Below are 26,280 nucleotides of genomic sequence, written 5' to 3'. Positions count from 1 at the left end.
TTTTCCAGGAACACCCCGTTGCGGATCTCCGCAGCGGGGTGTTCTTTTTGTTTTTCCACATAGCTCTTTTGACCTATGGCTGCGCCGGTGGTGGGGTCCATAGGATCCTTTCATGAGCACATTCGAAGGCATCCCTACAGCCGCATTCCGCTTCTATGCCGAACTCGAAGAGAACAACAACCGTGAATGGTGGCTGGAACATAAAACAACATACGACGCCGAGGTCAAGGAGCCGCTGACAGCTCTCCTTTCAGAGCTGGAGCCGCGGTTCGGGCCGGCCAAGATTTTTCGTCCCAACAGGGACATCCGGTTCTCCCAGGACAAGTCGCCATACAAAACTGCCCAAGGTGCCTTTGCCGCCACCCAGGAAGGCGTCGGCTTCTACGTCCAGATCAGTGCGGATGGACTGCTGATCGGTGGTGGTTACCATTCCCACACGCCTGCCCAGCTTGCGCGTTTCCGGGCCGCCGTGGATGCCCCTGACAGTGGATTGGAGCTACAGGAGATCGTTGATTCGATCGCTACGGCCGGGTTTGCCATCGAGGGCGAGAAGCTCAAGACCGTTCCGCGGGGTTTCGACAAAGACCATCCACGCGCTGAGCTGCTCAAGCACAAGTCGTTGTCGGCGGGCGTGGAGGTTGGGCAACCGGACTGGCTTTCAACTCCCGCTGCCAAAGATGAGATCGCTGCCCGTTGGGAGGTACTGAGGCCTTTGGTGGAGTGGGTCAGCGAGCATGCTGCGCCGTAACGCGAAGGCGCCCGGAAACCGATGTTTCCGGGCGCCTTGTAGGGCAAGAGGTGGCAGCTGTCTGACAAGCTGCCGTGATTGGTTTAGACCTTCGTGTAGCTGTCTTCGTCGCCGTCGGCCCGGCGGACTTCGGGAGCACCGTTGACGGAGGCCCTGGCTGCGGCGAACTTCTCGTTGAGCCTGGAGTGGCGCTGTCCGTAGGAGAAGTAGATGACCATGCCGATGACCAGCCAGATCGCGAAGAAGATCCAGGTTTCCACCGCCAGGTTGGTCATGAGGTAGAGGCAGAGCACCGCGGAGACCCACGGCAGGACCTTGCCGAACGGGACCCGGAAGGCGGGCTTGAGGTCAGGGCGCTTCTTGCGCAGCACCAGGATGCCCAGGCTGACCATCACGAAGGCGGACAACGTGCCAATGTTGATCATTTCCTCGAGGAGATCCACATTGGTCAGACCGGCAACCAGTGCCACAGCGGCGCCGCAGATGATCTGGAGCCGGGCAGGGGTGGAGCGTTTCTCGCTGGTCTTGGACAGCGAACGAGGCAACAAGCCATCGCGGCTCATGGCGAGGACCACTCGGGACAGGCCCATGAGGAGCACCATGATCACCGTGGTCAGACCCACCAAGGAACCGAACGCGATGATCTTGGCAGCGTCCGTGTTGCCCACGGCCTCGAAGGCGGTGGTCAGGGTGGGGTTCTTAACCTCGGCCAGCTGTGTGTAGGAGACCATACCAGTCAGCGCGAGGGAGACCAGGATGTAGAGCAGCGTAACCACTGCAAGGCCACCGAAGATGCCGCGGGGAAGTGTCTTCTGCGGGTTCTTGACCTCTTCTGCGGAGGTGGCCACTACGTCGAAGCCGATGAAGGCGAAGAAGACCAGGGCTGCACCGGCGAAGACGCCCAGCGTTCCGTACTGGGCCGGAGCGGCGCCTGTGAGGAAGCCGAAGAAGGACTGCTTCATGACGTCGGCGGCACCGGAATCGGTGGGCTCAGAGGCCGGGACGAAGGGGGTGTAGTTGGAGAACTTCACGTAGCTGAAGCCAACAACGATCACGAACAGCACCACGGCGATCTTGATCAGCGTAAAGACGTTGCCGACGCGGGCGGACAACTTTGTCCCCAACACCAGCAGCACGGTGAAGATCGCGACGATGAGGAAGGCACCCCAATAGAGGTCAACGCCGCCCACCTTGATTGACGGCGGCATGTCTACGCCCATCAGGCCAAAGACGGTACTGAGGTAGATGCCCCAGTACTTGGCGATCACCGCCGCAGCGGTGAAAAGTTCGAGGATGAGGTTCCAGCCAATAATCCACGCAAGGACCTCGCCCATGGTCGCGTAGGTGAAGACGTAGGCGGAGCCGGCTACGGGAATTGCCGTGGCGAATTCTGCGTAGCACATGATGGCCAGCGCGCACGTGACGGCGGCGATCGCAAAGGAGATGGTGACGGCGGGGCCGGCAAAGTTTGCTGCAGCCTTGGCGCCTACCGAGAAGATCCCGGCGCCGACAGCAACGGCGACGCCCATGATCATCAGGTCCCAGGTGCTGAGGCTGCGCTTCAGCTTGCGACCGGGCTCATCGGCATCGGCGATCGACTGCTCGATCGATTTGGTCCTGAAAATGTTCATAAAAATGCCACATTCTGGATGGGAGTGGTATAGGACTCATCAAGAATAGTGTCCGGTCAATGGACGGCCATATTTATCCCAGATAGTGAGACGGCCTGTGGGGCGCGGGGCAGGTGTGGCTGGTGTGACGAAGGCGGGTTGCCCTCATCACACCAGCTTTGGACCTAATTGCTTGGCACGTCCCAGTCCATGAGGGTGGAACGGATCAGGAATCGCTTACCCTCGGGAGACTCCACCGAGAACCCACTGCCGCGGCCGGGGACCACATCCACAGTGAGGTGGGTGTGCGACCAGTAATTGAACTGCTCCTTGGACATCCAGAACTCCAGCGGCTGTGGTTCACTGCCAGCTCCAATGTCGAACCTGCCCAGCAGGACATCGGAATCACCTGTCAGGAACTCCCCTGCCGGGTAGCACATGGGTGCCGAGCCGTCGCAGCAGCCGCCCGACTGATGGAACATGAGCGGTCCGTGCTGGTCCCACAGCTTGCGGAGGAGTTCCACGGACACTACGGTGAGCGCCACCCGGGAAAAGTCCTCCCCGGGCAGCGTCACCGCAGCTTCCAAGCTGGCGGAGTCCATCAGAACTTCAGAACCACTCGGCCATCGATCTTGGCGTGCTTCATCTCGTCAAAGACCGCGTTGACCTCCGAGAGCTCCCGGGTAGAGACCGTTGGCTTGATCTTTCCCTGCGCATAGAACTCCAGCGCCTCTTCAAGGTCCTGCCGCGTGCCCACGATCGACCCCCTGACCGTGAGGCCTTTGAGCACGATCTCGAAGATAGGCGCCGGGAAGTCTCCCGGAGGCAGCCCGTTGAAAACGATCGTTCCACCACGCCGTGCCATGCCGATCGCCTGGCCGAAGGCAGAGGGATGCACCGCCGTGACCAGGACGCCGTGGCAGCCACCGGTTTCACGTTGGATCACTTCCGCCGGGTCCTCATGCAGGGCATTCACTGTCAGTTCCGCGCCGTGCTCGCGGGCCAGGGCCAGCTTGTCATCAGCAATGTCCACCGCTGCCACGCGAAGACCCATGGCCACCGCGTACTGCACTGCGATGTGTCCCAGCCCGCCGATGCCGGAGATGGTGACCCACTGTCCCGGCCTGGCCTCCGTCATCTTCAAGCCCTTGTAGACGGTGACGCCGGCGCACAGCACAGGCGCAACTTCCACAGGGTCCGAGCCTGCAGGGATGCGTGCGGCGAATCTAGTGTCCACCAGCATGTACTCGCCGAACGAGCCGTCCACGCTGTAGCCACCGTTCTGCTGCGACTCACACAGGGTTTCCCAGCCGGTACGGCAGTACTGGCAGTCCCCGCAGGCAGACCAAAGCCAGGCGTTGCCCACCAACTGGCCAATGGCAACGTCCGTGACGCCTTCGCCCAGGGCCACCACTTCTCCCACACCTTCATGGCCGGGAATGAACGGTGGCGTTGGCTTGACCGGCCAGTCGCCTTCAGCGGCGTGCAGGTCCGTATGACATACGCCCGAGGTGATGAGGCGCACCAGCGCCTGGCCGGGACCCGGCGTCGGGCGTTCCACTTCCTTGATCTCGAGGTCGGTTCCAAATTTCGTGACGACTGCAGCGTGCATGGTGGTCATTGACGATCTCCTTTGATCTGTACGAATGATGGGAGTTTTTGTACAGCTGATGCCCCTAAAACCGCTCCATAAGGGCATCTGCTGTACAACAACTCTTAGAAGAAGCCGAGCTTGTTCTCGTTGTAGCTGACCAGGAGGTTCTTGGTCTGCTGGTAGTGGTCCAGCATCATGGCGTGGTTCTCACGGCCAATACCTGAGGACTTGTAGCCACCGAAGGCGGCACCTGCCGGGTAGGCGTGGTAGTTGTTGACCCACACGCGGCCGGCCTGGATTTCCCGGCCTGCGCGGTAGGCGACATTCCCGTTGCGCGACCAGACTCCGGCGCCCAGCCCGTACAGCGTGTCGTTGGCAAGGCCGATTGCGTCGTTGTAGTCGCTGAACTTGGTCACGGACACCACCGGTCCGAAGATCTCCTCCTGGAAGATGCGCATCCGGTTGTGGCCTTCGAAGATGGTGGGCTGCACATAATAGCCGCCGGCCAGGTCACCGGACATCTCGGCCCGAGCACCGCCGGTCAGCACCTTGGCGCCCTCCTGCTTTCCGATGTCTATGTAGGAGAGGATCTTCTCCAGCTGGTCATTAGATGCCTGCGCGCCGATCTGGGTGTCGGTGTCCAGCGGGTTGCCCTGGATGATCTTGTTGGTCCGGGCCACGACATCCGTCATGAAGGAGTCGTAGATCCCTTCCTGGACCAAAGCACGGGACGGGCACGTGCAGACTTCGCCCTGGTTGAAGGCGAAGAGCGTGAAGCCTTCCTGGGCTTTGTCGTAGAAGGCATCGTTCTCGGAGGCAACGTCGTCGAAGAAGATGTTGGGGCTTTTTCCGCCAAGTTCGAGCGTGACGGGAATGAGGTTGTTGGACGCGTACTGGCTGATCAGCCGGCCCGTGGTGGTCTCGCCGGTGAAGGCAATCTTCCGGATGCGGGAGCTCGAGGCGAGGGGCTTGCCGGCCTCCACGCCGAAGCCGTTGACAACGTTCACCACGCCTGCCGGCAGAAGGTCACCGATGAGTTCCATGAGCACAAGGATGGACGTCGGTGTCTGCTCTGCGGGCTTGAGCACCACGGCATTGCCGGCGGCCAGGGCCGGGGCCAGCTTCCAAACAGCCATGAGGATGGGAAAGTTCCACGGGATGATCTGGCCGACAACGCCCAGCGGCTCCTTGAAGTGGTAGGCCGTAGTGTCCTCATCCAGCTGGGAGAGGTGGCCTTCCTGCGCACGGACGGCAGAGGCAAAGTAGCGGAAGTGGTCGGCGGCCAACGGAATGTCGGCGTTGAGGGTCTCGCGGACGGGCTTGCCGTTGTCCCATGTCTCTGCGACCGCGAGGAGCTCAACGTTTTCGTCAATGCGATCGGCGATCTTGTTCAGGATGGCTGCGCGCTCGGTGGCAGAGGTCTTGCCCCAGGAGGGTGCAACCTTGTGCGCGGCGTCGAGGGCAAGCTCAATGTCCTCGGAGGTGCCGCGGGCAACTTCGCAGAAGGCCTTGCCCGTGACGGGGGTGATGTTCTCGAAGTAGGCGCCTTTGACCGGGGCAACCCACTCGCCGCCGATCCAGTTCTCGTAACGGTCCTTGAACGTGACCTTCGAACCCTCGGCACCCGGCTGTGCGTAAACAGTCATTGCTAGCTCCTTTGCTGCGAATCACGGTGGCTGTCGCCATTGATCCGAGCCTAGGAGCGGGGAGGTTGCAGCTACGTTGCAACCTTGTGATTCAGCTCACGCAGACAGTTCGGTGTCGATCCGTTCAAGGTCAGCCACGACGGCGGCCCGCTTGGGTGAGCGCGGCGGCAGCTGCTTGAGGAGTGCAAGGCGGAGGTCGACGTCGTACTTCGCCTCGGGCAGTTCCGCATACTTGAGCAGCGAATCGACGCTGCCATCACTGAGCAGCGCCTCGCGCAGCAGGTGCCCGACACGCTCACGCAACTGCACGACGCCGGGTGCCTCCGATCGCGGCAGGACCGCACCTTTGTAGATTTCCAGGGCAATGCGGTGGGCGCCACGTTGCAGGCAACTGAGAACCTGGCCGGAGTCGGGCAGCAACTCAACGGGGAGGCGGTAGGGCCGGGATTGGGGAACCGCGTCCGGGCTGAGTTCCTGGATCACCTTGCGGAGCCGCACCATCTCGGCCCGCAGCGTCACTGAGGATCCGTCGCCGGGGTACAGCTGCGTGCACAGGTCCTCAGCACTGAGACCGTCAGGGTGGTTGCCGAGGATGGCCAGGATTTCGCTGTGCCGCGCGGAAAGGGACACGGTCCGGCCGTCGATGCTGAGGAGGGCTTGGTCGCGGCCCAACAGCTGCAAGCTGTTGCGATACAGGGTATGGCTGGAAGTGGCAGCCGAGTTCCGGCGGCGTGGTTTGGCCCGCACGCCGGCGGCCAGCTGGAGCCGCTCGATCCGCAGTTGGGCCTGCGCTGCAGCGACCGTTGCCTCCACCAGCGAGAGGGTGTGCGGGGCCACGGCAGTTTCCGTGCCTGTAATGTCCACGACGCCCAGCACGGCGCCGGAATCGGGATCGTGGAAGGGAACGGCGGTACAGCTCCAGGGGTGGACGGATCGTTTGAAGTGCTCGGCGCCGGAGATCTGGATGCTGCGGTCAAGGGCCAGCGCGGTGCCTGGTGCACTGGTGCCCACGGAGGCTTCGGACCAGTCGGCTCCGGCCACGAACATCATGCCTTCGGCGCGGCGCTGCATCACGGGATCGCCGTCAACCCACAGGAGGCGGCCGACGTCGTCGCCCACTGCCACCAACAGGCCGCTGTCATGGCTGGGTTGGACCAGCAGCTTCTTGATCACGGGCATGATGGTGGCCAGCGGATGCTGCCTGCGGTACTCCTCAAGTTCGTCCTGGTCCATCGCGAGGGGCGCCTCGGCGACGTCGGGATTGGCCTGCAGGCTGGCGGAGCGTTGCCAGGATTCACGCACCAAGCGGCGGAGGCCAACGATATCCCCGGGCGCGCCCAGACGCAGGGAGTCCAGGCGTTCGTGGCCAACCAAGGCATGCTTCTGGACCAACTCCGCGGCATCGCTGCCTGGAACCGGCGGATGAATGGGTTTCCTCATCGAACTCCCTGGTAGTCCGCAATGACGGTGCGCTGCGTGTAACGGGCGGCACAGTACCGTGAAGTCTAGTTCGGGTGGAGGAGATTGTCAGCCGCGGGAGATCTGGATCATTTCCTCGCGCGGAACAACCTTGATGCGTTCACGGACCACACCGTTGCCGCTACCTTCGCCACCGGACCAGGAAGTACCCAGGGCGGCCTCGTGGGCATCAAGCCGGTTCCAGCCCTCCCAGGTGGTGTATTCGACGCCGCGTTCTTCGAGGAGGTCGATGATGGCTTGCGGATCCGGGTTCTCGGCCGGGGGCAGGGTGAGCCTGTCCTCGAGGAGGAAGCCTATGGTCTCCAGGGCATCGCCCTTGGTATGGCCAATCAGGCCGACCGGTCCGCGTTTGATCCAGCCCGTTGCGTAGATTCCCGGTACGGGCTTGCCGTCGGCGTCCAGGACGCGACCGCCGTCGTTCGGTATGACGCCTCGGCGGGCATCGTACTCAAGCTCCTCCAGCGGTGAACCGTGGTAGCCGATGGCGCGGTAGACGGACTGGACCGGGTACTCGACGAACTCGCCGGTGCCTTTGGCATTGCCCGTTCCGTCCAGCTGCATGCGCTCGAACTTGATCCCGGAGACCTTCCCCGGTGCCTCTGGCGAGTCCAGGACTTCCACCGGGCTGTGCAGGAAGTGCAAGTGCAGGCGGCGTGAAGAGGGCTGCTCGGATTCGGCGTGCTCTTCCACCAGCCAGTTGGTCATGGTGTTGACCATGGTCTTGATCTGGTTGTTCGTCTTGATGGCTTCATCGGAGGCTTCGTCGAACTCGAAGTCTTCCGGGTACAGGACAATGTCCACGTCCTTGCAGTGGGACAGTTCACGCAGTTCCAACGGCGTGAACTTCACCTGGGCGGGACCGCGTCGGCCGAAAACATGGACGTCGGTGACCGGCGACTTCTTCAGCCCTGCGTAGACGTTGTCCGGGATTTCGGTGACCAGCAATTCCTCGGGGTGCTTGACCAGCATCCGCGCGACATCCAAGGCCACATTGCCGTTGCCAATGACGGCGATCTCCTTGGCCTCCAAGGGCCACTCGCGGGGCACGTCCGGGTGTCCGTCGTACCAGGACACGAAGTCGGCGCCTCCGAAGGAACCCTCGAGTTCGATGCCGGGGATGTTCAGGTCCGCGTCCTTGATGGCACCGGTGGAGAAGATCACGGCGTCGTAGAAAGCGCGGAAATCGTGCAGCGTCAAGTCCCGGCCGTAGGTCACGTTGCCCAGGAAGCGGATGTCACCGCGATCCAACACCTTGTGCAGGGCGTTGACGATGCCCTTGATGCGTGGATGATCCGGGGCCACCCCGTAGCGGATCAGGCCGTACGGCGCCGGGTATGCCTCGAAGAGGTCGATGCTGACCTCCACGTCGCCGTCTTTGACCTCATTGGATTTCGTCAGGATGTCCGCGGCGTACACACCTGCGGGACCTGCGCCGACGATCGCAACGCGTAGCGGACGTTTGGGGGTGGTTGCGGCTGAGTTGGACACCGTAAGCCCTTCCGAAGCAGTGAGCCACGCCATTGTTGGGGCGCGCAGATTCCAATTCTAGATGTCGACCCTACGTCAGGCCGCTTATATGGCAGGAGTCACAGAAATTCCCAAACATTGCGGAATATTGCGTCAGGAGATGGTGTTGCCGACAATGTGTCGACACCGGAACAGATCATCTCAAGCTCTTCTTCAAACCAACCCACGACGGCGGCAGTCGGGGGCGGCGGCAAAGGCACCGGCGGCATCGACAAGCCGGTGAGGAGCGAGTCGACGGCGGGGGTCCTGTTCGGCATCGGCGCCTACGGCCTGTGGGGGCTGCTGCCGCTGTACTTCTTTGTTCTGATGCCGGCAAGTGCCATCGAGATCGTAGCCAACCGGATCGTCTGGTCCTTGCTCTTTTGTGCCTTGCTGATCACTATCACCCGGGCCTGGAAGACTTTCTGGGCTGCGGTGAAAGATCGTTCTGTGTTCGGTCCACTGGCCCTGGCAGCGGGCTTGATCGCCATCAACTGGCTCACCTACACGTTCGGCGTCACCACCGGCCACGCGGTGGAAACCTCCTTGGGCTACTTCATCAACCCTCTGGTATCTGTCCTCCTGGGCGTTTTCGTCCTCAAGGAGAAGCTGCGTCCCCTGCAGTGGGCAGCAGTGGGTATCGGATTCGTTGCAGTGGGCGTCCTGACGTTCTCCTACGGGCAGCTGCCGTGGATTGCGCTGATCCTTGCCTTCAGCTTCGGCCTCTACGGCTTCGTCAAAAAGCGCGTCGGACCCAAGGTTGACGCCCTCACCAGCCTCAGCGTGGAGACCGTGGTGTTGGCCCCCCTCGCCGCCATCACCATGGTGGTCCTTGGTGTCACGGGCGTGGAAACCCTCACCACTTTGGGTGCCGGCCACTTCTGGCTGCTGGTGGCCTCAGGTGTCATCACCGCCGTGCCGTTGCTCTTCTTCGGTGCCTCCGCCCGACGCTTGCCCATGACCACCATCGGCCTGCTGCAGTACTTTGCGCCGGTCCTTCAGTTCATCGTGGCCCTGACTGTGTTCAACGAGACCATGACCATGGCCCGCTGGATCGGCTTCTGCGTCGTGTGGCTGGCCCTGGTCCTGCTCACCATCGACATGCTGCGGACCACGCGGAAGAACTCCGTGTTGAAGAAAAAGGCCCGTCTGGCCGCAGCCCAGTAGTACTGCAACGCGGGGTCACTTACGGCCCATGTGAAGGGAAATTATGGGCCGTAAGTGACCCCGCGTTGCTTTAGTCCAGCACGTCAGGGTTGGGTTCCTTCTCGGACGAGGGCCGGGCCAATGCACTGGTTTCCAGGGCGAAAACAAGCGGCCTGGTACTCGCGTCACCCGCAATGACCATTTCGAACAGCGAGTCCGCGAGCCGCTTGAACGGATGCTCACCGGATCCCAGCAACCGCACGCCGGCGAGCGCCATTCCGGCCGGCAACTGCAGCCGGATCCGCCCCGATACCGGCGCCCGGGTCACTACGGCGTAGACGTCGCCCGTGGCAGAACGGGTGAAGTAGCCCCACCCCGGATAGTCCCAGCCCTCGGCGAAGCCGCACCCGTAGATGGCTTCCCCGTTGACGGAAAGCCACTCCCCCACTTTCGTGGCGATCTCCACCTCGGCCGGTGCCGTGGAACCGTCTCCACGGGGTCCGAAGTTCAGCAGGAAATTGCCGCCAAGGGACGTGCAGTGGGCGATCATGTCCACCACATCCCACGGGTGCTTCAGAGTTGCCTGGGCCCATGGTCCCTGGTGATACCCCCAACTGGCCTGCGGAATGGTCATGCACGCTTCCCAATCCCGCTCAGCCACGCCGTGGTCCCATGGCTCCGGTAATCTGCGTTCGTAGCCGCTTTCGTAATCACCCATGAGTGCTCCGTTGGAATCGACGTGCCGTGCGCCGAAGTCGTCTGCCCGGAGCCTGCTGTTGACCACCACGCCGGGAATCCGTTCCTTCAGCATCCGCTCGACTTCCCAGGTCCACCACCCGTTGGCTTTCACGGACTCGTCCCAGGTGCCGTCGAACCAGAATCCCTTGACCGACGGATACCGCTCGGCGAGTTCCTCCAACTGCTTCATCGCAAAGTCGAGGTAGCGGGCGAAAGCCAGGTTGTCGGCGTCGTCCTCCAGCGTGAAACGCCAGTCCGGGTGCCGCCAGTCCAGCACTGAGTAGTAGAAGTTGACGTCGATTCCCCGGGCCTCGTACGCCGCGACGAGTTCGCCCAGGACATCCCTGCCCGATGGCGTATTGCCCATGTGGAAGTCCGTGTGGGCGCTCGGCCACAAGCAAAAGCCGTCATGATGTTTGGTGGTGATGGTCATGTAGCGGGCACCGAGAGCCACCGCCGTGTCCGCCCACCGTTCGGCGTCGAAGTCAGCCAGGGTGAAGTCCTTCGCCAGCGCTTCCCAGCGCTGCTGCGGAATTTTCGCGACGCGCGGCAGGAACTCGGCCGCGAACTCCACGTCCTTGCCCTCCCATCGGCCAGCCGGCAGTGAGTAGAGGCCCCAGTGGATGAACTGCCCCACCCGGTGGCTCCGGAATCGCTGCATTGCAGCATCCTCACGGGGTTTTTCGCGGGAGGCGCCGTACTTGAGGTCCATCACTTTCCCACCTGCCCGTCCCACGGCACAAACGTCCGCAGGTCAAAAGTCTGCGAAGTGCCGCTCGCCCACGTGACTGACACTTCCGTGCCGGAAACCACGACGGCGGCAGCCGCCTTGAGCGTTTCGGGGGCCGGAGCCTCGTCCCGGGTCAGGGTGTGGAGCGCGATGTGGACCGTTTCCCCGCTGGTGCGCTGCGCGCCCAGAACCGGTACAGCTGAGTGCTCGCCCATGGCGTTGGCTCCCGCATAGCGGGTGGTGTCCGGATCCTGCCACCCGTGGATAGCTGTGACTGCCGCGAACACGTCGCCGTTGCTGACGCATGCCGTGTCTTCGGACCGGCCCGCTTGCACGGGTTGGGCTCCGGCGACGGCATGACCACCTTCCCGGACGGAATACTCCACCGGTCCGCGGACCAGGTGGCAACGAAGCTCATGAATCCCGTTCACTGCAGAGACGGTGGTCACGGCAGTGCCGGGCAAGGTCTTTCCATACAGCTGCGGAATGTGCACGGATCCGCTGACGAGTCCGTCCGTGCGGGTGGCGCGGAGGGCACACCGCCGGCTCGCCACGCCGTCGGACCTCAACAACGCAAGGTGGCCGTCCACATTGTCCTCCCACGCAGCACCCGTGCCCGGGGCCGTGTGCGTGGAATAGGAGAACTTGGCGTAATGCGGATCGTCGGGGTCCGTGCCGCCTCCCACTGGCAAGCCGCAGTGATCGCTGCCGTGATTGGTCAGACGCACCAAGCCGCCGTGGGTGGTCAACGTCCAGCCGGCATCGGGCAAGGACCGCAGCTGAGCCGGACCGTCCGTGGGCTGCGGCTCTTCCACGTCCTGCCACACCCGGTGCTCCGGCGGGAGGGCCAAGCCAAGGAAGCCGATGCCCGCCAAGTACGGCGAGCCGAAACCGCTGTACGCCTGGCAGGATGCCAGGTGTTCGCCGTACCAACCAAGGTTCGGCGGCCCATCCACCCCTACGCCCTTGGCGGTGAAGTTCGCCAGCACACCGGATGCCAAACGTCGGGTTGCGCCCGGTGTCAGCGGGTTCACGCCCCAGATTTCCGCACACCACAGCGCAGCCAGGACAGCCGTGCGGTACGCCAGGGATCGCCCGACGTGCAGCACCGCTCCATCCTTGGCGAACATGAGGCTCTGCGTGCCCACGAACTCACGCAAACGGTCCAGGTGACGGCGGCCCTCAGGGGTGTCCTCCCGGCCGGTCATCTTGTACCAAGCCCACAGATACGGGTGAATGGCCCACGCGTTGTAGTAGTCGATCGCGTGTTCCGGCCCATCCGTGTACCAGCCATCACCCACATACCAGGACTCCACCCGTGCCACGTTCCGCGCCCCAATGCAGCCCGATACGTCCTCACCCACCGAACGCAGGAAACCCTCAGCCATTGCGGGGAACAGCTGCCAGTTGTTGCCCCACACCTCGAGCCGGGCATGGTGCCGCAACCAATCCGCAACCTGCTTCTTCTCCCCCGCCGACAAGGGCTCCCACAGCCACTCTCGGGCAATGTAGAGCGAGAAGGCGATGTTCGCCGCTTCCACGATCGAGTTGGTCACCCCCAGCAAAGGAGACTTGCAGGTGACCCCCAACGGCCAGCGTTCCTCTCCCCCCGGATCAGTGCCGGCAAGCAGCGACTCCCGGTACCAGGCCGCCAAACCCAGCCGATCCTGGCCACATGCACCGGCAATCCGCGGCGCAGCCATCAACAGGCTCCGCCCGATGGTTTCCATGCCCTCCCGGCGCTCGCCGTCGCGGGTCACCGGGCCAGGGAGGCGTGGGCTCGCCTTCAACGGGCTGGAATATTGGCGGATGTGTTCCAGCCAGTGGTCCGCCGTGGCCTCCCAGTGGCTGCGGGTCCAGCCCGTGAATGGGGACTGGGCTTTGTTGGTTTCGGGTAGCCACGGCAAGTTGGGCAGGGACTGTGTCACGGTGTTGGGTCCTTGGGTTCAGGCAAACTGGGGTTGTGAGGACTGGCTACTTGGCCAAGGCCGATTCGTATTCGCCGCGGATGGTGTCTCCGCCGTTCTTCTTCCAGTCCGCCACGGCGCTCTTGAGTGCGTCCATGGTGCCACGTCCGGCGATGACTGCCGTGGCGGCGTCGGACACAGGCTGTCCGAGCTTGGCGCCCTTGCTGGCGTTCGTGGGGCTGAACAGCGTGCCACACGGATCTTCGACGCCCAGCGGAATGAGCTTTGAGTAGGCGTTGTGCATGACGTCCACAATGTCCTTGTTGCTGGGGTCGTAGACAACCTGCTGCGGCGCGGCGAGGTACTTCCACGGCACGGCGTTGTCCAGCAAAGCACGCTCGGTGACCACGGGATTGCCGTTGGCATCCAGGGTGTAGTCTGCTCCTTCCGCTCCGTAGTTGAGCAGCAGGTACTCTTCGCTGCCGAACGGGGCCGCCAGGAAGTTTGCAACCGCCAGGACTTCCTTGAGCTTGGCTTCGTCGGCCTTCTTCAGCATGACAGTGGCGAAGGTGATGTTATCCAACCAGGTCTGTGCCTTGCCGCCGTCGTGGCCTACTGGGATGAACGGCACGGCCTTGTTGGCCTTGTTGGCGGCGGGGATGCTGCGGCCGTAGCCGGTGGGGCCAATGTAAGCGGGGAGGCCGTCGTAGATCATGGCCACCTTGCCGGAGATGAAGGAGTTCACCATCTGCGACTTGGTCCAGCCCTCGGAGCCCGGCACGTAGAGGCCGTCTTTGTAGAGCTTGGCTGCGAACTCGATCGCGGCCATGTATTCGTCCGTTTCGAACGCCCTGGTGAGTTTGCCGCCGTCGTTCTTCCAGACGTTCGGCGTCCGGAACATGTGGTGCAGCATCGTCAGGCCGAACTTGGTACTGCCCAACGCCCACTGGTTCTTGGACGGGTTGGTGAGCTCCTTGGCCACCCGGTAGAAATCGTCCTTGTCCTTGATGTCCTCGGTGGACTTGATGCCCACGTTCTCCAACAGGGTCTGGTTCACGAAGCCGGAGCCACCGGTCAGGTTGCGCGGGATGGGCAGCGAGTAGAGCTTGCCGGCCTGGACTGTTTGCTTCCAGAACACCTCCGGGATGGCGGCCAGGTTGGGGTAATCCTTGATCTTGTCGCCGCCCAGCAACGGCGTCAGGTCCGCGCACTTGGCCTGGAGGAACTCCACGATGTTGGGCACGGCGGCGCCGTCGTTGAGCATGAGGTCGGGCAGCTCGCCGCCGGCAATGATCGTGTTGAACTTGGTGGCGTAGTCATCCGAGGACACCGAGGTGATCTCCACCTGACCGCCCAGGCGTGCTTCGATGGCCTGCCACGCGGGGTTGTCCGCCCGGGCGTTGGGGGCCGTGCCGAACAGGTTGGTGATGGCGGTGACCTTGCCACCCTTGAGCGGTGGGCTCTCCACGCTTCGGAACGGTGCGGGGTACTTGTAGAACGCCGCCGGCACGCCTTCTGCCGTGCCGGCGATGTCCGCCGCAGCCGCCTTGAGGGGCATGTGCGTGGGGAGCAACGCTTCGCTGGCATTCGAGGCGACGCTGGTGGTGCGCTGGCCGCAGCCTACCAAGGCCCCGCCGCTGAACAACGCCAGGGCGCCGATGCCCGTGACGGAAAGGAAGTTCCGGCGGCTGGGGCCGGAAGTCTGGATTGATTTCATGGGATGCCCTTTCACATATGGTTTGACTAGCCTTTGATGGCGCCGGTGAGGACGCCTTTGGTGAAGTACCGCTGAAGGAACGGGAACACGATCACGATGGGGATCAGCGAAATCACGACGACGGCCATCTGGATCGCTTGCGACGGCACCGCGATCTCGGCTACTGCGGAGTCGCCCATGGGCTGGCCCAGCAGGACGTATTGGCGCAGGATCATGGACAGCGGCCACTTGTCGTCGTTCAGGTAGAGCATGGCGTTGAAGAATGCGTTCCAGTACCCCACGGCGTAGAAGAGCCCGACGACCGCCAACACACCACGTGAGAGTGGCAACACCATCTGGACCAGGATGCGGAAGTCGCCGGCGCCGTCGATCTTCGCCGCCTCGAAGAGCTCCTGCGGCAGGTTCATGAAGAAGGACCTCACCACCACCAAGTTGAAGGCACTCATCAAGGTGGGCAGGACCAAGGCCGCGTAACTGTCCAGCAATCCGAGTTCCTTGACCATGAGGAAGCTGGGAATGATGCCCGGGCTGAAGAGCATGGTGAACAGGGCTGTCATGAGGAAGAAGCGGCCGCCCACGAGGTCCCGGCGGGTCAGTCCGTACGCCATCGCGACTGTGACCACCAGTGACAGGGCCGTGCCCACGGTGGTGATCACCAGGGACCGGATCAGCGCATCAGTGACAACGCCACCGGCGAAGATGGTCTGGTACGCGGCGAAAGTGGGCTCCTTGGGGAAGAGCACCAGGCCGTTGTTGTTGGCGATCTCGCTTTGGCTGGACAGGCTCGTGGCGAGGACCGCAAGCAGGGGGTACAGGGCCAGGAAGCAAATGACCACCAGCGCGATGGCCTTGGAGACTTGCACGGCCGGCTTGGGCTTTTCCATCCAGACGGGCCGGGTGTCCTTTGTTTTCGGCCTGTTTTTCGGGCGGCGGCCCAGGCCGGCCACCAGCGTGCTACTTGGATTTGCCATTGGAATAGACACCTTCCTGTCCAAAGAAATGCGCGAGCTTGTTGGCGCCGAGCACCAGGATCAGTCCGACGATCCCCTTGACGAGTCCGACGGCGGCGGCCGGTCCCCACTGCCCGTCCTGAATGCCATGGAAGTAGACGTAGGTATCCAACACTTCGCCTGCACCGGGTCCCACGTTGTCGCGCTGCAGGACGATCTGTTCGAACCCGACGGACAGGATGCTGCCGAGGTTGAGGATGAGCAGCAGGACGATCACCGGCATGATCCCCGGGAGCGTGATGTGCCAGAGCCGGTGACGGGCGTTTGCCCCATCCACGGCGGCGGCTTCGTAGAGCTCCTGGTCCACGTTCATGAGGGCGGCCAGGAAGATGATGGTTCCCCAGCCAGCGTCTTTCCAGATGGACTGGATGGTGACCAGGAAGGGGAAGAACTCCGGCGTGGTCATGGCATCAAAGCGCGGCAGGCCCAGGTTTTCCAGCAGGTGCGGAACGGCCCCGGTAGCGCCGAGGACCTCGGAGAAGACCGCCACGATGATGACCCAACCGATGAAGTGCGGCAGGTAGACAACGCTCTGCACGAACTTCCGGATCTTGTTGGAGACGATGCTGTTGAGCAGCAGGGCCAGGCAGATGGGAACAGGGAAGAAGAGGGCCAGCTGGAGGCCCGTGATCACCAGTGTGTTGCGGAGGGCTTCCCAGAATGCACCGTCCTGGAACATGGCCGCGAAGTTATCCAACCCCACCCAGACGCTGTCCATGAAGCCGAGATACGGCTTGTAGTCCAGGAACGCGATGATGTTGCCGGCAAGCGGGACGTAGTGGAACACCACGAAGTACAAGAAGCCCGGGGCGATCAGCAGCAACATCACTTTGTCGCGTCGGATCCTGGCCATGAGGCTCTTCTTGCGGGCCTGCCCTGGGGCCGCTTCCTTTGGTGGTCGACCCCGACGGCGACCTTCCGCCACCGCAGCCGGCCCACCGACGTCGGGCGTCACGTGGGGCGTGAGTGTCTGGCTGTTGCTGCTCATGTATTTCCTCTGTCTGCGCCGCAAGGACGGATGTGGAGTGGCCCGGCGCCTGGGGAGCGCTCAGTGGCTAGAAATAGTAAGCGTTTACTATGGAGAAGAAGCTACCCAGTTGCACGGTGTGATGTCAATAACATGCACAAAACCATACAAACGTTGATTCTGCGGGATTGACAGGATTTCAACTACCCGCCTAGGGTGACTGGAAATAGCAAGCGCTTTCTATAGTTTTCCATCGACGAACCGGACGGAACCGCAGTGACCACCAACCTCCACCAAGCCGGCACCATCAAGGCTGCGTTCGTGATGGGCCGCAACACCCTGCGCACCCTGTTCAGCCCCGAGGACCTGGCGCGACTCCACGGAATGGTCACCCTGGTGGACTCCGAGCCCATTGCGGACTTTTCCGCGCCGGGAGCTTTGGAGCTGCTGGCAGATGCGGAACTGCTCATCACAGGGTGGGGTGCACCCACCATTGACGCCTTCGTGGTGGACCAGCTGCCCAGGTTGCGGTGCATCGTCCATGCGGCGGGCACCGTCAAGACGTTCCTGTCCCCCGCGGTTTACGAGCGCGGGATAGAGGTGTCATCATCTGCTGCCGCCAACGCCGTGCCAGTGGCGGAGTTTACGTTTGCCGCGATCGTCATGGGCCTCAAGCGCGCCCGCAGGTTCAGCGAACAATTGCGCATCACAGGGGCCTCGCGCAACGCGTCCGGTTTCCCCACCATTGGAACCAACGGCGTGACCATCGGACTCGTGGGGGCCTCCCGCGTCGGCCGCCTGGTGATCGGGCTGCTCAAGAACCTCGATGCCCGGGTGCTGGTCTACGATCCTTACCTCACCGTCGTCGACGCCTCGGAACTTGGCGTTGAAACCGTCGGACTGGACCAGTTGTGCGCGATGTCCGATGTTGTGAGCGTCCACGCTCCGGACATCGCGGAAACGCGGGGCATCATCGGCGCGCAGCAACTTGCCCTCATGAAGGACGGAACGCTGGTCATCAATACGGCCCGCGGCGCCCTCATCGATGCCACCGCCCTGACCGCCGAGCTGGTTTCCGGACGGCTGGACGCGTATCTTGACGTCACAGATCCAGAGCCGCTCCCAGCCAGCTCCGTGCTGCACACACTGCCCAATGTGGTGCTGACACCCCACATTGCGGGGGCGATGGGCAACGAAATCCACCGTTTGGGCAGCCACGCCGTGATGGAAATCCGCCGATTGAGCGAGGGCTTGCCCTTGGCTTATCCGGTATTGGCCGCGGATCTTGCGAGAATCGCTTAGTGACTGAGAAAAGCTCCCCCACAGATCCGATCCACGCCCGCGGCGGCAGCGGCGCCACCATTGCCGACGTTGCGCAGGCGGCAGGCGTGTCGGTGGCCACCGTTTCGAGGGCCTTGAGCGGCAACTACCCGGTGGCAAAAGCCACGCGCGAGCGCATCTTCCGGTCCGTGGCTGATCTTGGCTACGTGGCCAATGCGCATGCCCGTGCCCTCGCCGGTGCCACGACGCGCACCGTCGGAATCATCATCAACGACGTCGCCGATCCCTTCTTCGCCTACATCGCCCGCGGAGTTGAGAGGCAGGCGAGCGCAGAGGGACGCATGTGCCTTATCACCGCGACCCACGGAGACAAGGAACGCGAACTCGCACTGGTGGACCTCATGCGCGAGCAACGTACCGATGCCGTGATCCTGGTGGGTGGGGCCTCGGACGACCCCAGATACAGGAAGCAAATGGCCGACCGTGCCCGTGCACTGGCTGCGGCCGGATCATCCCTGGTTCTCTGCGGACGCCCTTCGTTGGGAGCCGGTGTTCCTACCAAAATGGTCACCTACGACAACGAAGGTGGTGCCTTCGCGATCACCGACTACCTGATCTCCCAGGGACACCGCAGGATCCTTTACGTTGGCGGCCCCCGCGATTTCTCGACGACGGCCTCCCGGCTTGCCGGCTTCTACCGCGCCCTGGATGCCCGCGGCATTGAGCGGGATCCTTCGCTGGTCCACGAGGGCGCATTTGGCCGTGGTTTCGGATACAGCCGCATGCGCGAGCTGCTGGACCAGGAGATCGACTTCACTGCGGTCTTCGGTGCCAACGACCTCGTGGCCGCCGGCATCCTGGAGGCGCTCGAGGAACGCGGAATCCGGGTTCCCCAGGATGTCTCAGTGGTTGGCTACGACGACGTTCCGGTGGCAAGCGAGCTTCGACCGCGCCTCACCACGGTCCGCGTTCCGCTGGAAGAACTGGGTCGTGAAGCCGTGCGGTTGGCCCTGTCCCAGTCACCGCACGACGCCGGCGCCTCCTCTGACAGCACCCTCACGGTCGGCACCCACATAGTCATCCGGGACTCGGTTTCGCCTCCCAACAAGGCCTGAGCAGTTTTGTTCATTTCTGTTGAGGTGGCCGGGAACCGGACATAAAGTTGCGGAAACTTTCACCGCAATGTCCACCCCATCACGCCTGGAACAGTTTTGAACGGAGCAGTTTTGAACTTCAATGGACCCACAATGAGCCGCAGGACCCTATTCCGCGCAGGAGGTGCAGCAGCCCTCGCGGGTGCCCTGCTTTCCCAGGCCGGGCCTTCGTTTGCCGCTTCGGGGCTTCAGGAACTGATCGATCGACGCCGGTTGGTCCTCACCGGAGGCCGGAGCGCCGCAGACATCCCCGAGCTCGCAGCGCAACTTGAAGGCATGGGCGAGACCACCGGGAAATGGTGGACTTCCTTGGACAAGGCCCCGGCGCGGACCTCCCTGTGGAGCGATATACCTTTGACGGGCATCGGACAGTCCACTGCTGCTACAGGCAATATGGGCCTGCACTTCAACCGCCTGTACGACATGGCCTTGGGGTATGCAGTCCCCGGCAATCCTTATGCAGGAAACCCGGAACTGGCCGCCGACATTGTGGCGGGCCTGCAGCTCCTCAATGACACGGCGTACAAACCGTCCACCAAGGCAGCAGGCAACTGGTGGTTCTGGGAGATCGGCGTTCCCCGGAAGACCGTGGACATCCTCACCCTGCTTCATGCCGAAGTTCCCGAAGCCCTGCGGACATCCCTGTTGGCAGCCGTGCGTTGGTTTGCTCCCAACCCGAATTGGCGCGGCCGTGCCACATCCCTGGCGGAGACCGGCGCCAACCGCGTGGACAAGTCGCTGGCCTGCTGCATGCGGGGCATCCTGGACAACAAGCCGGACGAGATCGCCCTGGGCAGGGACGCTTTGAGCGACACCGTCCGCGGCGGGATCAACAGTGTCTTTACCTACGTCACTAGCGGCGACGGCTTTTACGCCGATGGTTCCTATGTCCAACACTCTTACCTGCCCTACGCGGGCACTTACGGCGTGGTGGCCCTGGCCGGCATCGCCGAGATCATCGCGATGCTGGGCGGAAGCACCTGGGCGGTGAACGACCCCAAGCGCTCCGTGCTCCTCGACGCCGTGGAGGAGACCTATGCCCCGTTCGTCTGGGACGGACGGATCATGGACACCATCCGTGGCCGTGCAGTCTCCCGCCAACGCGAACCCGATTACGTCAGCGGTTTTGGACTGATCTCCGCTGTCCTGCTGCTGGCACCGGGTTGCGATGAACCCTACCGTTCACGGTTCCTGGCCTTGGCCAAGGGCTGGTTGGAACGCTGCGCGGACCAGAAACTCGTGGGGCATCCAACGCAGAGCCTGGCAAAGTCCTTGCTCTCGCTCGGCGTCCTGTCAGATACCTCCGTGGTCGCTGTGCCGGCACCCGTCTACAGCCGTATGTTTGCCGACCAAGACCGTTTGGTCCATCACCGCCCGGACTGGGGCTGCACCGTGAACCTCTCCTCCAAGCGCATCGGCCGTTACGAGTGGGGCAACAGTGAGAACAACCTCGGCTGGTACCAGGGCGACGGGATGACCTTCCTGTACACACGGCAGGATCCTTCCCAGTTCAGCGCTGACTTCTGGCCGACAGTTGACCCCTACGCCCTTCCCGGCACCACCGTCAACGATCAAGTAAGGGCGAGCGGCGCTGGCGGGGCAGGGACCGGCATCCCCCGTGCCTTCCAGGCGTTCGCCGGTGGACTCACCGTGGACGGTCGCTGGGGCGTCATCGGCATGGACCACCTCAACCACAACAAAACCCTGTCCGGTCGGAAGTCATGGTTCTTCCTGGACGATGCTGTGGTCTGCCTCGGAGCGGGAATCACCGGTACGGGCGGCGCTGCGGTACAGACCACCATAGAGAACAGGTCGTTCGCGGTTGGGTCCGTACCGTCGGTGCGGACCGACTCCCGGAATCGTCGTATGGCGCCGGGCGACACACCCGTGGTCTTGAAGCGGTCCGCGCACGTTGAAGGGCACGGAGGCTACGTCTTCCTCGATGCGCCTGGCGTTTCCGGGTCTGCTGAAGTTGCGGTGGTTCGCCGGACGGGCAGCTGGTTCGACGTGAATTCAGGGGCGGACACTGGCGGCACCACCGATCCGGTCACCCGGGACTACGTCACCATTACGCATCGGCACGGTAGTGACCCGGCGGCATCCGGCTACGCCTATATGGTCTTGCCCGCTGCCGGCCACTCCACCACGTTCTCCCAGTCCGCCAACCCCGATGTGAAGGTCCTGGCCAACTCTGCCGAAGTCCAGATGGTGGAGGTTGGCAAGGACAAGTTGGTCATGGCCAACTTCTTCGCGGCAGGTTCAGCCGGCGGGTACACAGCGTCCGGGCCGTGCACCGTGTCCGCACACCAGACCGGGGACAAGCTCACCTTGGCCGTGGCGGATCCGTCCCGAACGCAGGCTGCTGTGAGGATCACGCTCGCCGGGTCCGACTGGAGCACGCTGGTGGATTCCGGGCCCGGTGTGGTCTTGGTCAGCGCCAACCCGGTGGTCATTGAGGTCCAGCTTGACGGTCATGGCCACCAGAAGAACCTGACGCTGGGCAGCTAGCGGAAAGCAACGCGGGGTCACTTACGGCCCATCCGAGTGGTAAACATGGGCTGTAAGTGACCCCGCGTTGCTGCTTGAAACGGTGTGAGTTACGCGTGTGCCTTGATGGCTGCGGCGAGGACCTCGAGGCCGTCGATCAGCAGTTCGTCGCTGATGACCAGCGGCGGGAGCAGGCGGATCACGTTGCCGTAGGTGCCGCAGGTCAGGATGATGACGCCTTCCTGGAGGCAAGCGGCGGCAACAGCCTTGGTCAGTTCAGCGTTCGGTTCCTTGGAGCCGGACTGAACGAGTTCGATAGCCAGCATGGCGCCGCGGCCACGGATGTCGCCAACCACGGAAACTTCTTCAGCCAGTTCGCGGAGCTTGCCCAGGGCGAGCTCTTCGATGTGGCGGGCGCGGCCGTTGAGGTCGTGCTGCTCCATGGTGTCGATGGCTGCCAGTGCCGCTGCGCAAGCGACCGGGTTACCACCGTAGGTGCCGCCGAGGCCGCCCGGGTGAACGGCGTCGAGCAGGTCGGCGCGGCCGGTGATCGCGGACAGCGGGAGGCCGCCGGCGATGCCCTTGGCCATGGTGATGATGTCCGGGACAACACCTTCGTGGTCAACGGCGAACCATTCGCCCGTACGGCAGAAGCCGGACTGGACCTCGTCAGCGATGAAGACGATGCCCTTTTCCTTGGCCCAAGCGGACAGTGCCGGGAGGAAACCTTCGGCCGGAACGATGAAGCCGCCCTCGCCCTGGATGGGTTCGATGATGATGGCGGCAACCTGGTCGCCACCGATCTGCTTCTCGATCATGGTGATGGCGCGCTTGGCGGCCTCGGCACCGGTGATCTCCGGGTTCTCTTCGCGGAACGGGTAGCTCATGGGCATGCGGTAGACCTCGGGCGCGAACGGGCCGAAGTTGGTCTTGTACGGCATGGCCTTGGCGGTGAGTGCCATGGTCAGGTTGGTGCGGCCGTGGTAGGCGTGGTCGAAAGCTACGACGGCGTCGCGGCCGGTGGCCAGGCGTGCAACCTTGACAGCGTTCTCAACGGCTTCAGCACCGGAGTTGAACAGCACGGTGCGCTTGGCGTGGTCGCCCGGGGTGAGGCGGTTCAGCTGCTCGGCAACTGCAACGTAGCCCTCGTACGGGGTGACCATGAAGCAGGTGTGCGTGAAGTGCGCAGCTGCTTCCTGGACGGCGGCGACGACGGCGGGGTCGGAAGCGCCGACGCTGGTCACGGCGATGCCGGAGCCGAGGTCGATGAAGGAGTTGCCATCAACGTCGCGGATGATGCCGCCGTCGGCGTCTTCAACGTAGACGGGGACACCCGAGGCGACGCCGGCAGCAACGACGGCGGAGCGGCGCTCAGCCAGGGCCTGCGACTTGGGGCCGGGGAAGGCGCCGTTGATGTTGCGCTTCTGCTCGATGCGGTAAGAGAGTTCGTTCGCGGTGGTAGTCATGGGGTGGTTGCCTTTCTGGGAAATTCGTACGGGTGGGGCGAAGCGCTACGCGTCGAGTGCACTCATCACGTGCTTGATGCGCGTGTAGTCTTCCACGCCGTACATGGAGAGGTCCTTGCCGTAGCCGGACTGCTTGAAGCCGCCATGCGGCATCTCTGCCGTCAGCAGGATGTGGGTGTTGATCCAGACCGCACCGAAGTCCAGGTCGCGGCTCATGCGCATGGCCGTGCCGTGGTCAGTGGTCCAGACGCTGGACGCCAGGGCGTACTCGACGTCGTTGGCCAGGTCGAGTGCTTCGGCTTCAGTGCTGAACTTCTGCACGGTAATGACCGGACCGAAGGTTTCCTTCTGCACGATGTCGTCGGTCTGCTTGGCCCCGGAGATGATGGTGGGCTCGAAGAAGAAGCCCTTCTCACCTGCGCGGTGGCCACCGGTTTCGATCTTGCAGTTGGCCGGGAGGTGCTCCACTACCGAGGTGACGGCGTTGAAGTGGTTCACGTTGTTGAGCGGGCCGAAGTAGTTGTCTTCGTCGTTCTGCGAACCGGTGTGCAGGGTCTTGGTGTGTTCCACCATGGCTGCCACGACGTCGTCGTGAACGGAGTCCTCCACCAACACGCGGGTGATGGCGGTGCAGTCCTGGCCGGCGTTGAAGAAGGCGAACTCGGCGATGGCCGCGGCGCTCTTCTTGATGTCGGCGTCCTTGAAGACAATGGCCGGAGCCTTGCCGCCAAGTTCCAGGTGTGCACGCTTGAGGCCCTTGGCTGCCCCGCTGGCGACTGCGATGCCCGCGCGGACGGAACCGGTGATGGAGACCAGCCCCGGGACCTTGTGGTCAACCATCATGGCGCCGGTCTCACCGGTGCCGAGGACAACGTTCAGGACACCGGCCGGGAAGATCTCGCCGGCGAGGCGTGCCAGGACCAGGGTGGATTCCGGGGTGGTGTCCGACGGCTTGAGGACAACGGTGTTGCCGGCAGCCAGGGCGGGGCCGATCTTCCAGATGGCCATGAGGAACGGGTAGTTCCACGGCGCAACCTGGGCTACGACGCCGATCGGTTCGCGACGTACGTAGGAGGTGTGGCCCTCGAAGTATTCCCCGGCAGACTTGCCTTCCATGATGCGTGCAGCACCGGCGAAGAAGCGGAGCTGGTCGGCGCCGGCGGCAACTTCCTCGGAAGCGATCAGGGAGCGTACCTGTCCGGTGTTGCGGTGCTGGGCGTCAACGAGTTCGTCGCTGTTGGCCTCCACGGCGTCGGCAAGCTTGAGCAACATGAGCTGGCGTTGGCCCGGCGTGACGTGCTTCCACGTCTTGAAGGCGTCGCTGGCAGCGGTCATGGCGGCGTCGACGTCGGCCTGCACCGAAATCGGCGACTTGGCAACGATCTCCCCATTGGTGGGGTTCACGATGTCAAGGAGACCCGTACCTACCGGCGTAACGAATTCGCCGTTGATGAAGTTCTGCAAGGTTTGAACCACGGTGTGCAACCCTCTTTCGGAGTCTGGGCATGGGTTTAGCTGATCAGAGCCTATGCCAGGGAGGGGGTCCAAGGAATAGCCAGCTGCACACACAACAACCCCCCACTTAGTGCGCTTGACCAGTGCAGGGTTACGCTTTAACCATGGCAATGTCCCTCGCTTCACTCGTCGCTGTCCCCTCCCTGAAACTCCGCCAGGCAGGACTTGCCGAAACCACGCTGAACCAAGACATCAGCTGGGTCGCGGTGACGGAGCTGGAGGACCCCCAACGCTTCCTGAGCGGCGGCGAATTGGTCCTCACCACGGGCCTGCGCCTCAAGAGTGCGGCGGATCAGCGGCGCTTCGTCCGTCAAGCCCAGCGCGCGGGAGCCGTGGGGATCGGTTTCGGCATTGGCCTGACCCACGAGTCGGTTCCCGATGCCCTGGTCGCTGAGGCCAACCGCTGGGGCCTGCCCTTGGTGGAGGTCCCTTACGAGATCCCCTTCATCGCCATCGGCAAGCTCGTGGCCGAGTCCCACTCAGCGGACCACTACTCCAACCTGGAACGGCTTCTGGCCGGGCACCAGATCCTTGCCCGCTCCCTGCTCACCGGCGGTGGCCTCAACGAACTCCTCAAGCAGTTGGGCAGCATGCTCCGCACCGATGTTGTGCTCACCCAGTTCAGCGCTCAGCTCTACAACAGCGTGGCCGGCAAGCCCGCGCCGACGGCGGATGGCTGGGCTTCGTATCCGATTCCCACCGGCCGCAGGGACGCCTGCACCTTGTGGTTGCGGCAGCCTTTCGTCGACTCCGGAATCGTCAGCTACGCGCAGAACCTCATCAGCGTGGAACTCAACAACATGGTCAAGCAGCGCCAGTCCCAGCGTGCCATGGCCGGGCAAGTGCTGGACGACGTCATCCACGGCACCCTGGAAACCATCGAGGCCGCCCGCCGCTTGGCCGGCGTCGGCATCAACAGCACGCGTAAGAACGTAGTACTCGTTGCCGAATCCGCGGCACACCACAAGCAACTGGTCAGCATTTCGCTGCCCCAGGCGCTGGAAGCCGGCGTCAGCGCCGTCGTCGGGAAGGACCTTGTCACCGTCATCAGCGATGACGGCAGTTCCGCTACCGCCTTGGCCAAGAGCCTCAGCGACCACCTGCAGGAGGCCGGTATCCACGCCGTGATCGGAATAGGCGGCGCCTACACGAAGCCCAACGGCCTGCGCTGGAGCTACTTTGAAGCGCGCGACGCCGTGGCGCACGGCTTGCCGGTTAACGAGCCGGAGCGCCTCAGCCTGACGTCCCTGCTCCTCGCCAGCGAGGACGTTCCCCTGGCCGATATGGCCAGCGAGTCGCTGACGCCTCTCCGGAAGTTCGACGCCGCTCATGGGGCCGAGTTGGTGGCCACCCTGGAAAGCTACTTGAACCACAACGGGTCTGTTGCCGCCGTCGCCGAAGCCCTGACGTTGCACCGGAATACCGTGCGATACCGTCTGGCGCAGATCACCGAACTGACGGGCTACGACCCTTCGCAGACGCAGGACCGGGTGCAGCTCTGGCTGGCGTTGGCGGTGCAGCGACTGGGTTCACGCAACCCCCGCTAAGGATCCCCGTCCGCGCACAGCCGGAGAGGTTC

The 26,280-nt window shown here is 63.3% G+C and carries 19 protein-coding genes; 6 read left to right on the top strand and 13 right to left on the bottom strand.

The window, feature by feature from the left end:
- Positions 1–112: 112 nt before the first annotated feature.
- Positions 113–748: a DUF2461 domain-containing protein gene (locus ACSSVG_RS16225; RefSeq protein WP_492415645.1), complete on the top strand. Its 636-nt coding sequence runs from the start codon at positions 113–115 to the stop codon at positions 746–748.
- An 83-nt stretch (positions 749–831) separates the two neighbouring features.
- Here the strand turns inward: ACSSVG_RS16225 and ACSSVG_RS16220 are convergent, their stop codons facing one another.
- From ACSSVG_RS16220 to ACSSVG_RS16195, 6 genes are all read right to left on the bottom strand, one after another.
- Positions 832–2,379 carry an amino acid permease gene (locus ACSSVG_RS16220; RefSeq protein ID WP_231340712.1) on the bottom strand — a complete coding sequence of 516 codons (1,548 nt, stop codon included), beginning with the start codon at positions 2,377–2,379 and terminating at the stop codon, positions 832–834.
- A 164-nt stretch (positions 2,380–2,543) separates the two neighbouring features.
- Positions 2,544–2,960, bottom strand: a complete 417-nt coding sequence (locus ACSSVG_RS16215; RefSeq protein WP_231340711.1) for a DUF779 domain-containing protein — start codon at positions 2,958–2,960, stop codon at positions 2,544–2,546.
- Positions 2,960–3,970: an alcohol dehydrogenase AdhP gene (gene adhP, locus ACSSVG_RS16210; RefSeq protein WP_492419225.1), complete on the bottom strand. Its 1,011-nt coding sequence runs from the start codon at positions 3,968–3,970 to the stop codon at positions 2,960–2,962. The genes ACSSVG_RS16215 and adhP overlap by 1 nt, the downstream gene beginning before the upstream one ends.
- A gap of 104 nt (positions 3,971–4,074) precedes the next feature.
- Positions 4,075–5,598 (bottom strand): acetaldehyde dehydrogenase ExaC, encoded by a 1,524-nt coding sequence (exaC, locus tag ACSSVG_RS16205; protein ID WP_231340710.1) that lies wholly within the window; start codon positions 5,596–5,598, stop codon positions 4,075–4,077.
- Positions 5,599–5,694: 96 nt separating this feature from the next.
- Positions 5,695–7,038: a helix-turn-helix domain-containing protein gene (locus ACSSVG_RS16200; protein WP_492415644.1), complete on the bottom strand. Its 1,344-nt coding sequence runs from the start codon at positions 7,036–7,038 to the stop codon at positions 5,695–5,697.
- Between the two features lie 87 nt (positions 7,039–7,125).
- Positions 7,126–8,565, bottom strand: a complete 1,440-nt coding sequence (locus tag ACSSVG_RS16195) for an FAD-dependent oxidoreductase (protein WP_492415643.1) — start codon at positions 8,563–8,565, stop codon at positions 7,126–7,128.
- A gap of 117 nt (positions 8,566–8,682) precedes the next feature.
- On the opposite strand from ACSSVG_RS16195, the gene rarD reads away from it, so the two are divergent.
- On the top strand, positions 8,683–9,750 hold the full coding sequence (gene rarD / locus ACSSVG_RS16190) for an EamA family transporter RarD (protein WP_492415642.1): 1,068 nt from the start codon (positions 8,683–8,685) through the stop codon (positions 9,748–9,750).
- Between the two features lie 70 nt (positions 9,751–9,820).
- Here rarD and ACSSVG_RS16185 read toward each other — a convergent pair whose 3' ends face one another.
- The 5 genes from ACSSVG_RS16185 to ACSSVG_RS16165 are packed head-to-tail and all read right to left on the bottom strand — an operon-like array spanning position 9,821 to position 16,819.
- Positions 9,821–11,179 (bottom strand): alpha-L-fucosidase, encoded by a 1,359-nt coding sequence (locus tag ACSSVG_RS16185; RefSeq protein WP_492419223.1) that lies wholly within the window; start codon positions 11,177–11,179, stop codon positions 9,821–9,823.
- Positions 11,179–13,125, bottom strand: coding sequence for a DUF2264 domain-containing protein (locus ACSSVG_RS16180; protein ID WP_492415641.1), 1,947 nt, complete (start codon positions 13,123–13,125; stop codon positions 11,179–11,181). The genes ACSSVG_RS16185 and ACSSVG_RS16180 overlap by 1 nt, the downstream gene beginning before the upstream one ends.
- 46 nt (positions 13,126–13,171) lie before the next feature.
- Positions 13,172–14,821, bottom strand: a complete 1,650-nt coding sequence (locus tag ACSSVG_RS16175; protein WP_492415640.1) for an extracellular solute-binding protein — start codon at positions 14,819–14,821, stop codon at positions 13,172–13,174.
- Between the two features lie 26 nt (positions 14,822–14,847).
- On the bottom strand, positions 14,848–15,792 hold the full coding sequence (locus ACSSVG_RS16170) for a carbohydrate ABC transporter permease (RefSeq protein WP_253468788.1): 945 nt from the start codon (positions 15,790–15,792) through the stop codon (positions 14,848–14,850).
- Positions 15,776–16,819, bottom strand: coding sequence for an ABC transporter permease (locus tag ACSSVG_RS16165; RefSeq protein ID WP_492415639.1), 1,044 nt, complete (start codon positions 16,817–16,819; stop codon positions 15,776–15,778). Before ACSSVG_RS16165 ends, ACSSVG_RS16170 begins: the two co-directional genes overlap by 17 nt.
- 255 nt (positions 16,820–17,074) lie before the next feature.
- Here ACSSVG_RS16165 and ACSSVG_RS16160 point away from each other — a divergent pair, with 255 nt between their 5' ends.
- From ACSSVG_RS16160 to ACSSVG_RS16150, 3 genes are all read left to right on the top strand, one after another.
- On the top strand, positions 17,075–18,100 hold the full coding sequence (locus tag ACSSVG_RS16160; protein ID WP_231340702.1) for a hydroxyacid dehydrogenase: 1,026 nt from the start codon (positions 17,075–17,077) through the stop codon (positions 18,098–18,100).
- Positions 18,100–19,194 (top strand): LacI family DNA-binding transcriptional regulator, encoded by a 1,095-nt coding sequence (locus ACSSVG_RS16155; RefSeq protein ID WP_492415638.1) that lies wholly within the window; start codon positions 18,100–18,102, stop codon positions 19,192–19,194. The genes ACSSVG_RS16160 and ACSSVG_RS16155 overlap by 1 nt, the downstream gene beginning before the upstream one ends.
- A 132-nt stretch (positions 19,195–19,326) precedes the next feature.
- Positions 19,327–21,741, top strand: a complete 2,415-nt coding sequence (locus ACSSVG_RS16150) for a polysaccharide lyase 8 family protein (RefSeq protein WP_492415637.1) — start codon at positions 19,327–19,329, stop codon at positions 21,739–21,741.
- Positions 21,742–21,830: 89 nt separating this feature from the next.
- Here the strand turns inward: ACSSVG_RS16150 and gabT are convergent, their stop codons facing one another.
- Both gabT and ACSSVG_RS16140 read right to left on the bottom strand, forming a co-directional pair.
- Positions 21,831–23,186: a 4-aminobutyrate--2-oxoglutarate transaminase gene (gene gabT, locus ACSSVG_RS16145; protein ID WP_492415636.1), complete on the bottom strand. Its 1,356-nt coding sequence runs from the start codon at positions 23,184–23,186 to the stop codon at positions 21,831–21,833.
- A 45-nt stretch (positions 23,187–23,231) separates the two neighbouring features.
- On the bottom strand, positions 23,232–24,662 hold the full coding sequence (locus tag ACSSVG_RS16140) for a gamma-aminobutyraldehyde dehydrogenase (protein WP_231340698.1): 1,431 nt from the start codon (positions 24,660–24,662) through the stop codon (positions 23,232–23,234).
- A gap of 143 nt (positions 24,663–24,805) precedes the next feature.
- Here ACSSVG_RS16140 and ACSSVG_RS16135 point away from each other — a divergent pair, with 143 nt between their 5' ends.
- A complete protein-coding gene (locus tag ACSSVG_RS16135) occupies positions 24,806–26,248 on the top strand; it encodes a PucR family transcriptional regulator (RefSeq protein ID WP_231340697.1) in 1,443 nt (480 codons plus the stop codon).
- The last annotated feature ends 32 nt before the right edge of the window (positions 26,249–26,280 follow it).

This window comes from Paenarthrobacter sp. E2MeOHC11, from assembly GCF_058744955.1.
This window is presented reverse-complemented; position numbering and strand designations above follow the sequence as displayed.

Bases quoted from the DNA above. Each gene is read 5' to 3' on its own strand.
- ACSSVG_RS16225 (WP_492415645.1), top strand. From the start codon at position 113: ATGAGCACATTCGAAGGCATCCCTACAGCCGCATTCCGCTTCTATGCC.
- ACSSVG_RS16220 (WP_231340712.1), bottom strand. From the start codon at position 2,379: ATGAACATTTTCAGGACCAAATCGATCGAGCAGTCGATCGCCGATGCC.
- ACSSVG_RS16215 (WP_231340711.1), bottom strand. From the start codon at position 2,960: ATGGACTCCGCCAGCTTGGAAGCTGCGGTGACGCTGCCCGGGGAGGAC.
- adhP (WP_492419225.1), bottom strand. From the start codon at position 3,970: ATGCACGCTGCAGTCGTCACGAAATTTGGAACCGACCTCGAGATCAAG.
- exaC (WP_231340710.1), bottom strand. From the start codon at position 5,598: ATGACTGTTTACGCACAGCCGGGTGCCGAGGGTTCGAAGGTCACGTTC.
- ACSSVG_RS16200 (WP_492415644.1), bottom strand. From the start codon at position 7,038: ATGAGGAAACCCATTCATCCGCCGGTTCCAGGCAGCGATGCCGCGGAG.
- ACSSVG_RS16185 (WP_492419223.1), bottom strand. From the start codon at position 11,179: ATGGACCTCAAGTACGGCGCCTCCCGCGAAAAACCCCGTGAGGATGCT.
- ACSSVG_RS16175 (WP_492415640.1), bottom strand. From the start codon at position 14,821: ATGAAATCAATCCAGACTTCCGGCCCCAGCCGCCGGAACTTCCTTTCC.
- ACSSVG_RS16170 (WP_253468788.1), bottom strand. From the start codon at position 15,792: ATGGCAAATCCAAGTAGCACGCTGGTGGCCGGCCTGGGCCGCCGCCCG.
- ACSSVG_RS16165 (WP_492415639.1), bottom strand. From the start codon at position 16,819: ATGAGCAGCAACAGCCAGACACTCACGCCCCACGTGACGCCCGACGTC.
- ACSSVG_RS16150 (WP_492415637.1), top strand. From the start codon at position 19,327: ATGAGCCGCAGGACCCTATTCCGCGCAGGAGGTGCAGCAGCCCTCGCG.
- gabT (WP_492415636.1), bottom strand. From the start codon at position 23,186: ATGACTACCACCGCGAACGAACTCTCTTACCGCATCGAGCAGAAGCGC.
- ACSSVG_RS16135 (WP_231340697.1), top strand. From the start codon at position 24,806: ATGGCAATGTCCCTCGCTTCACTCGTCGCTGTCCCCTCCCTGAAACTC.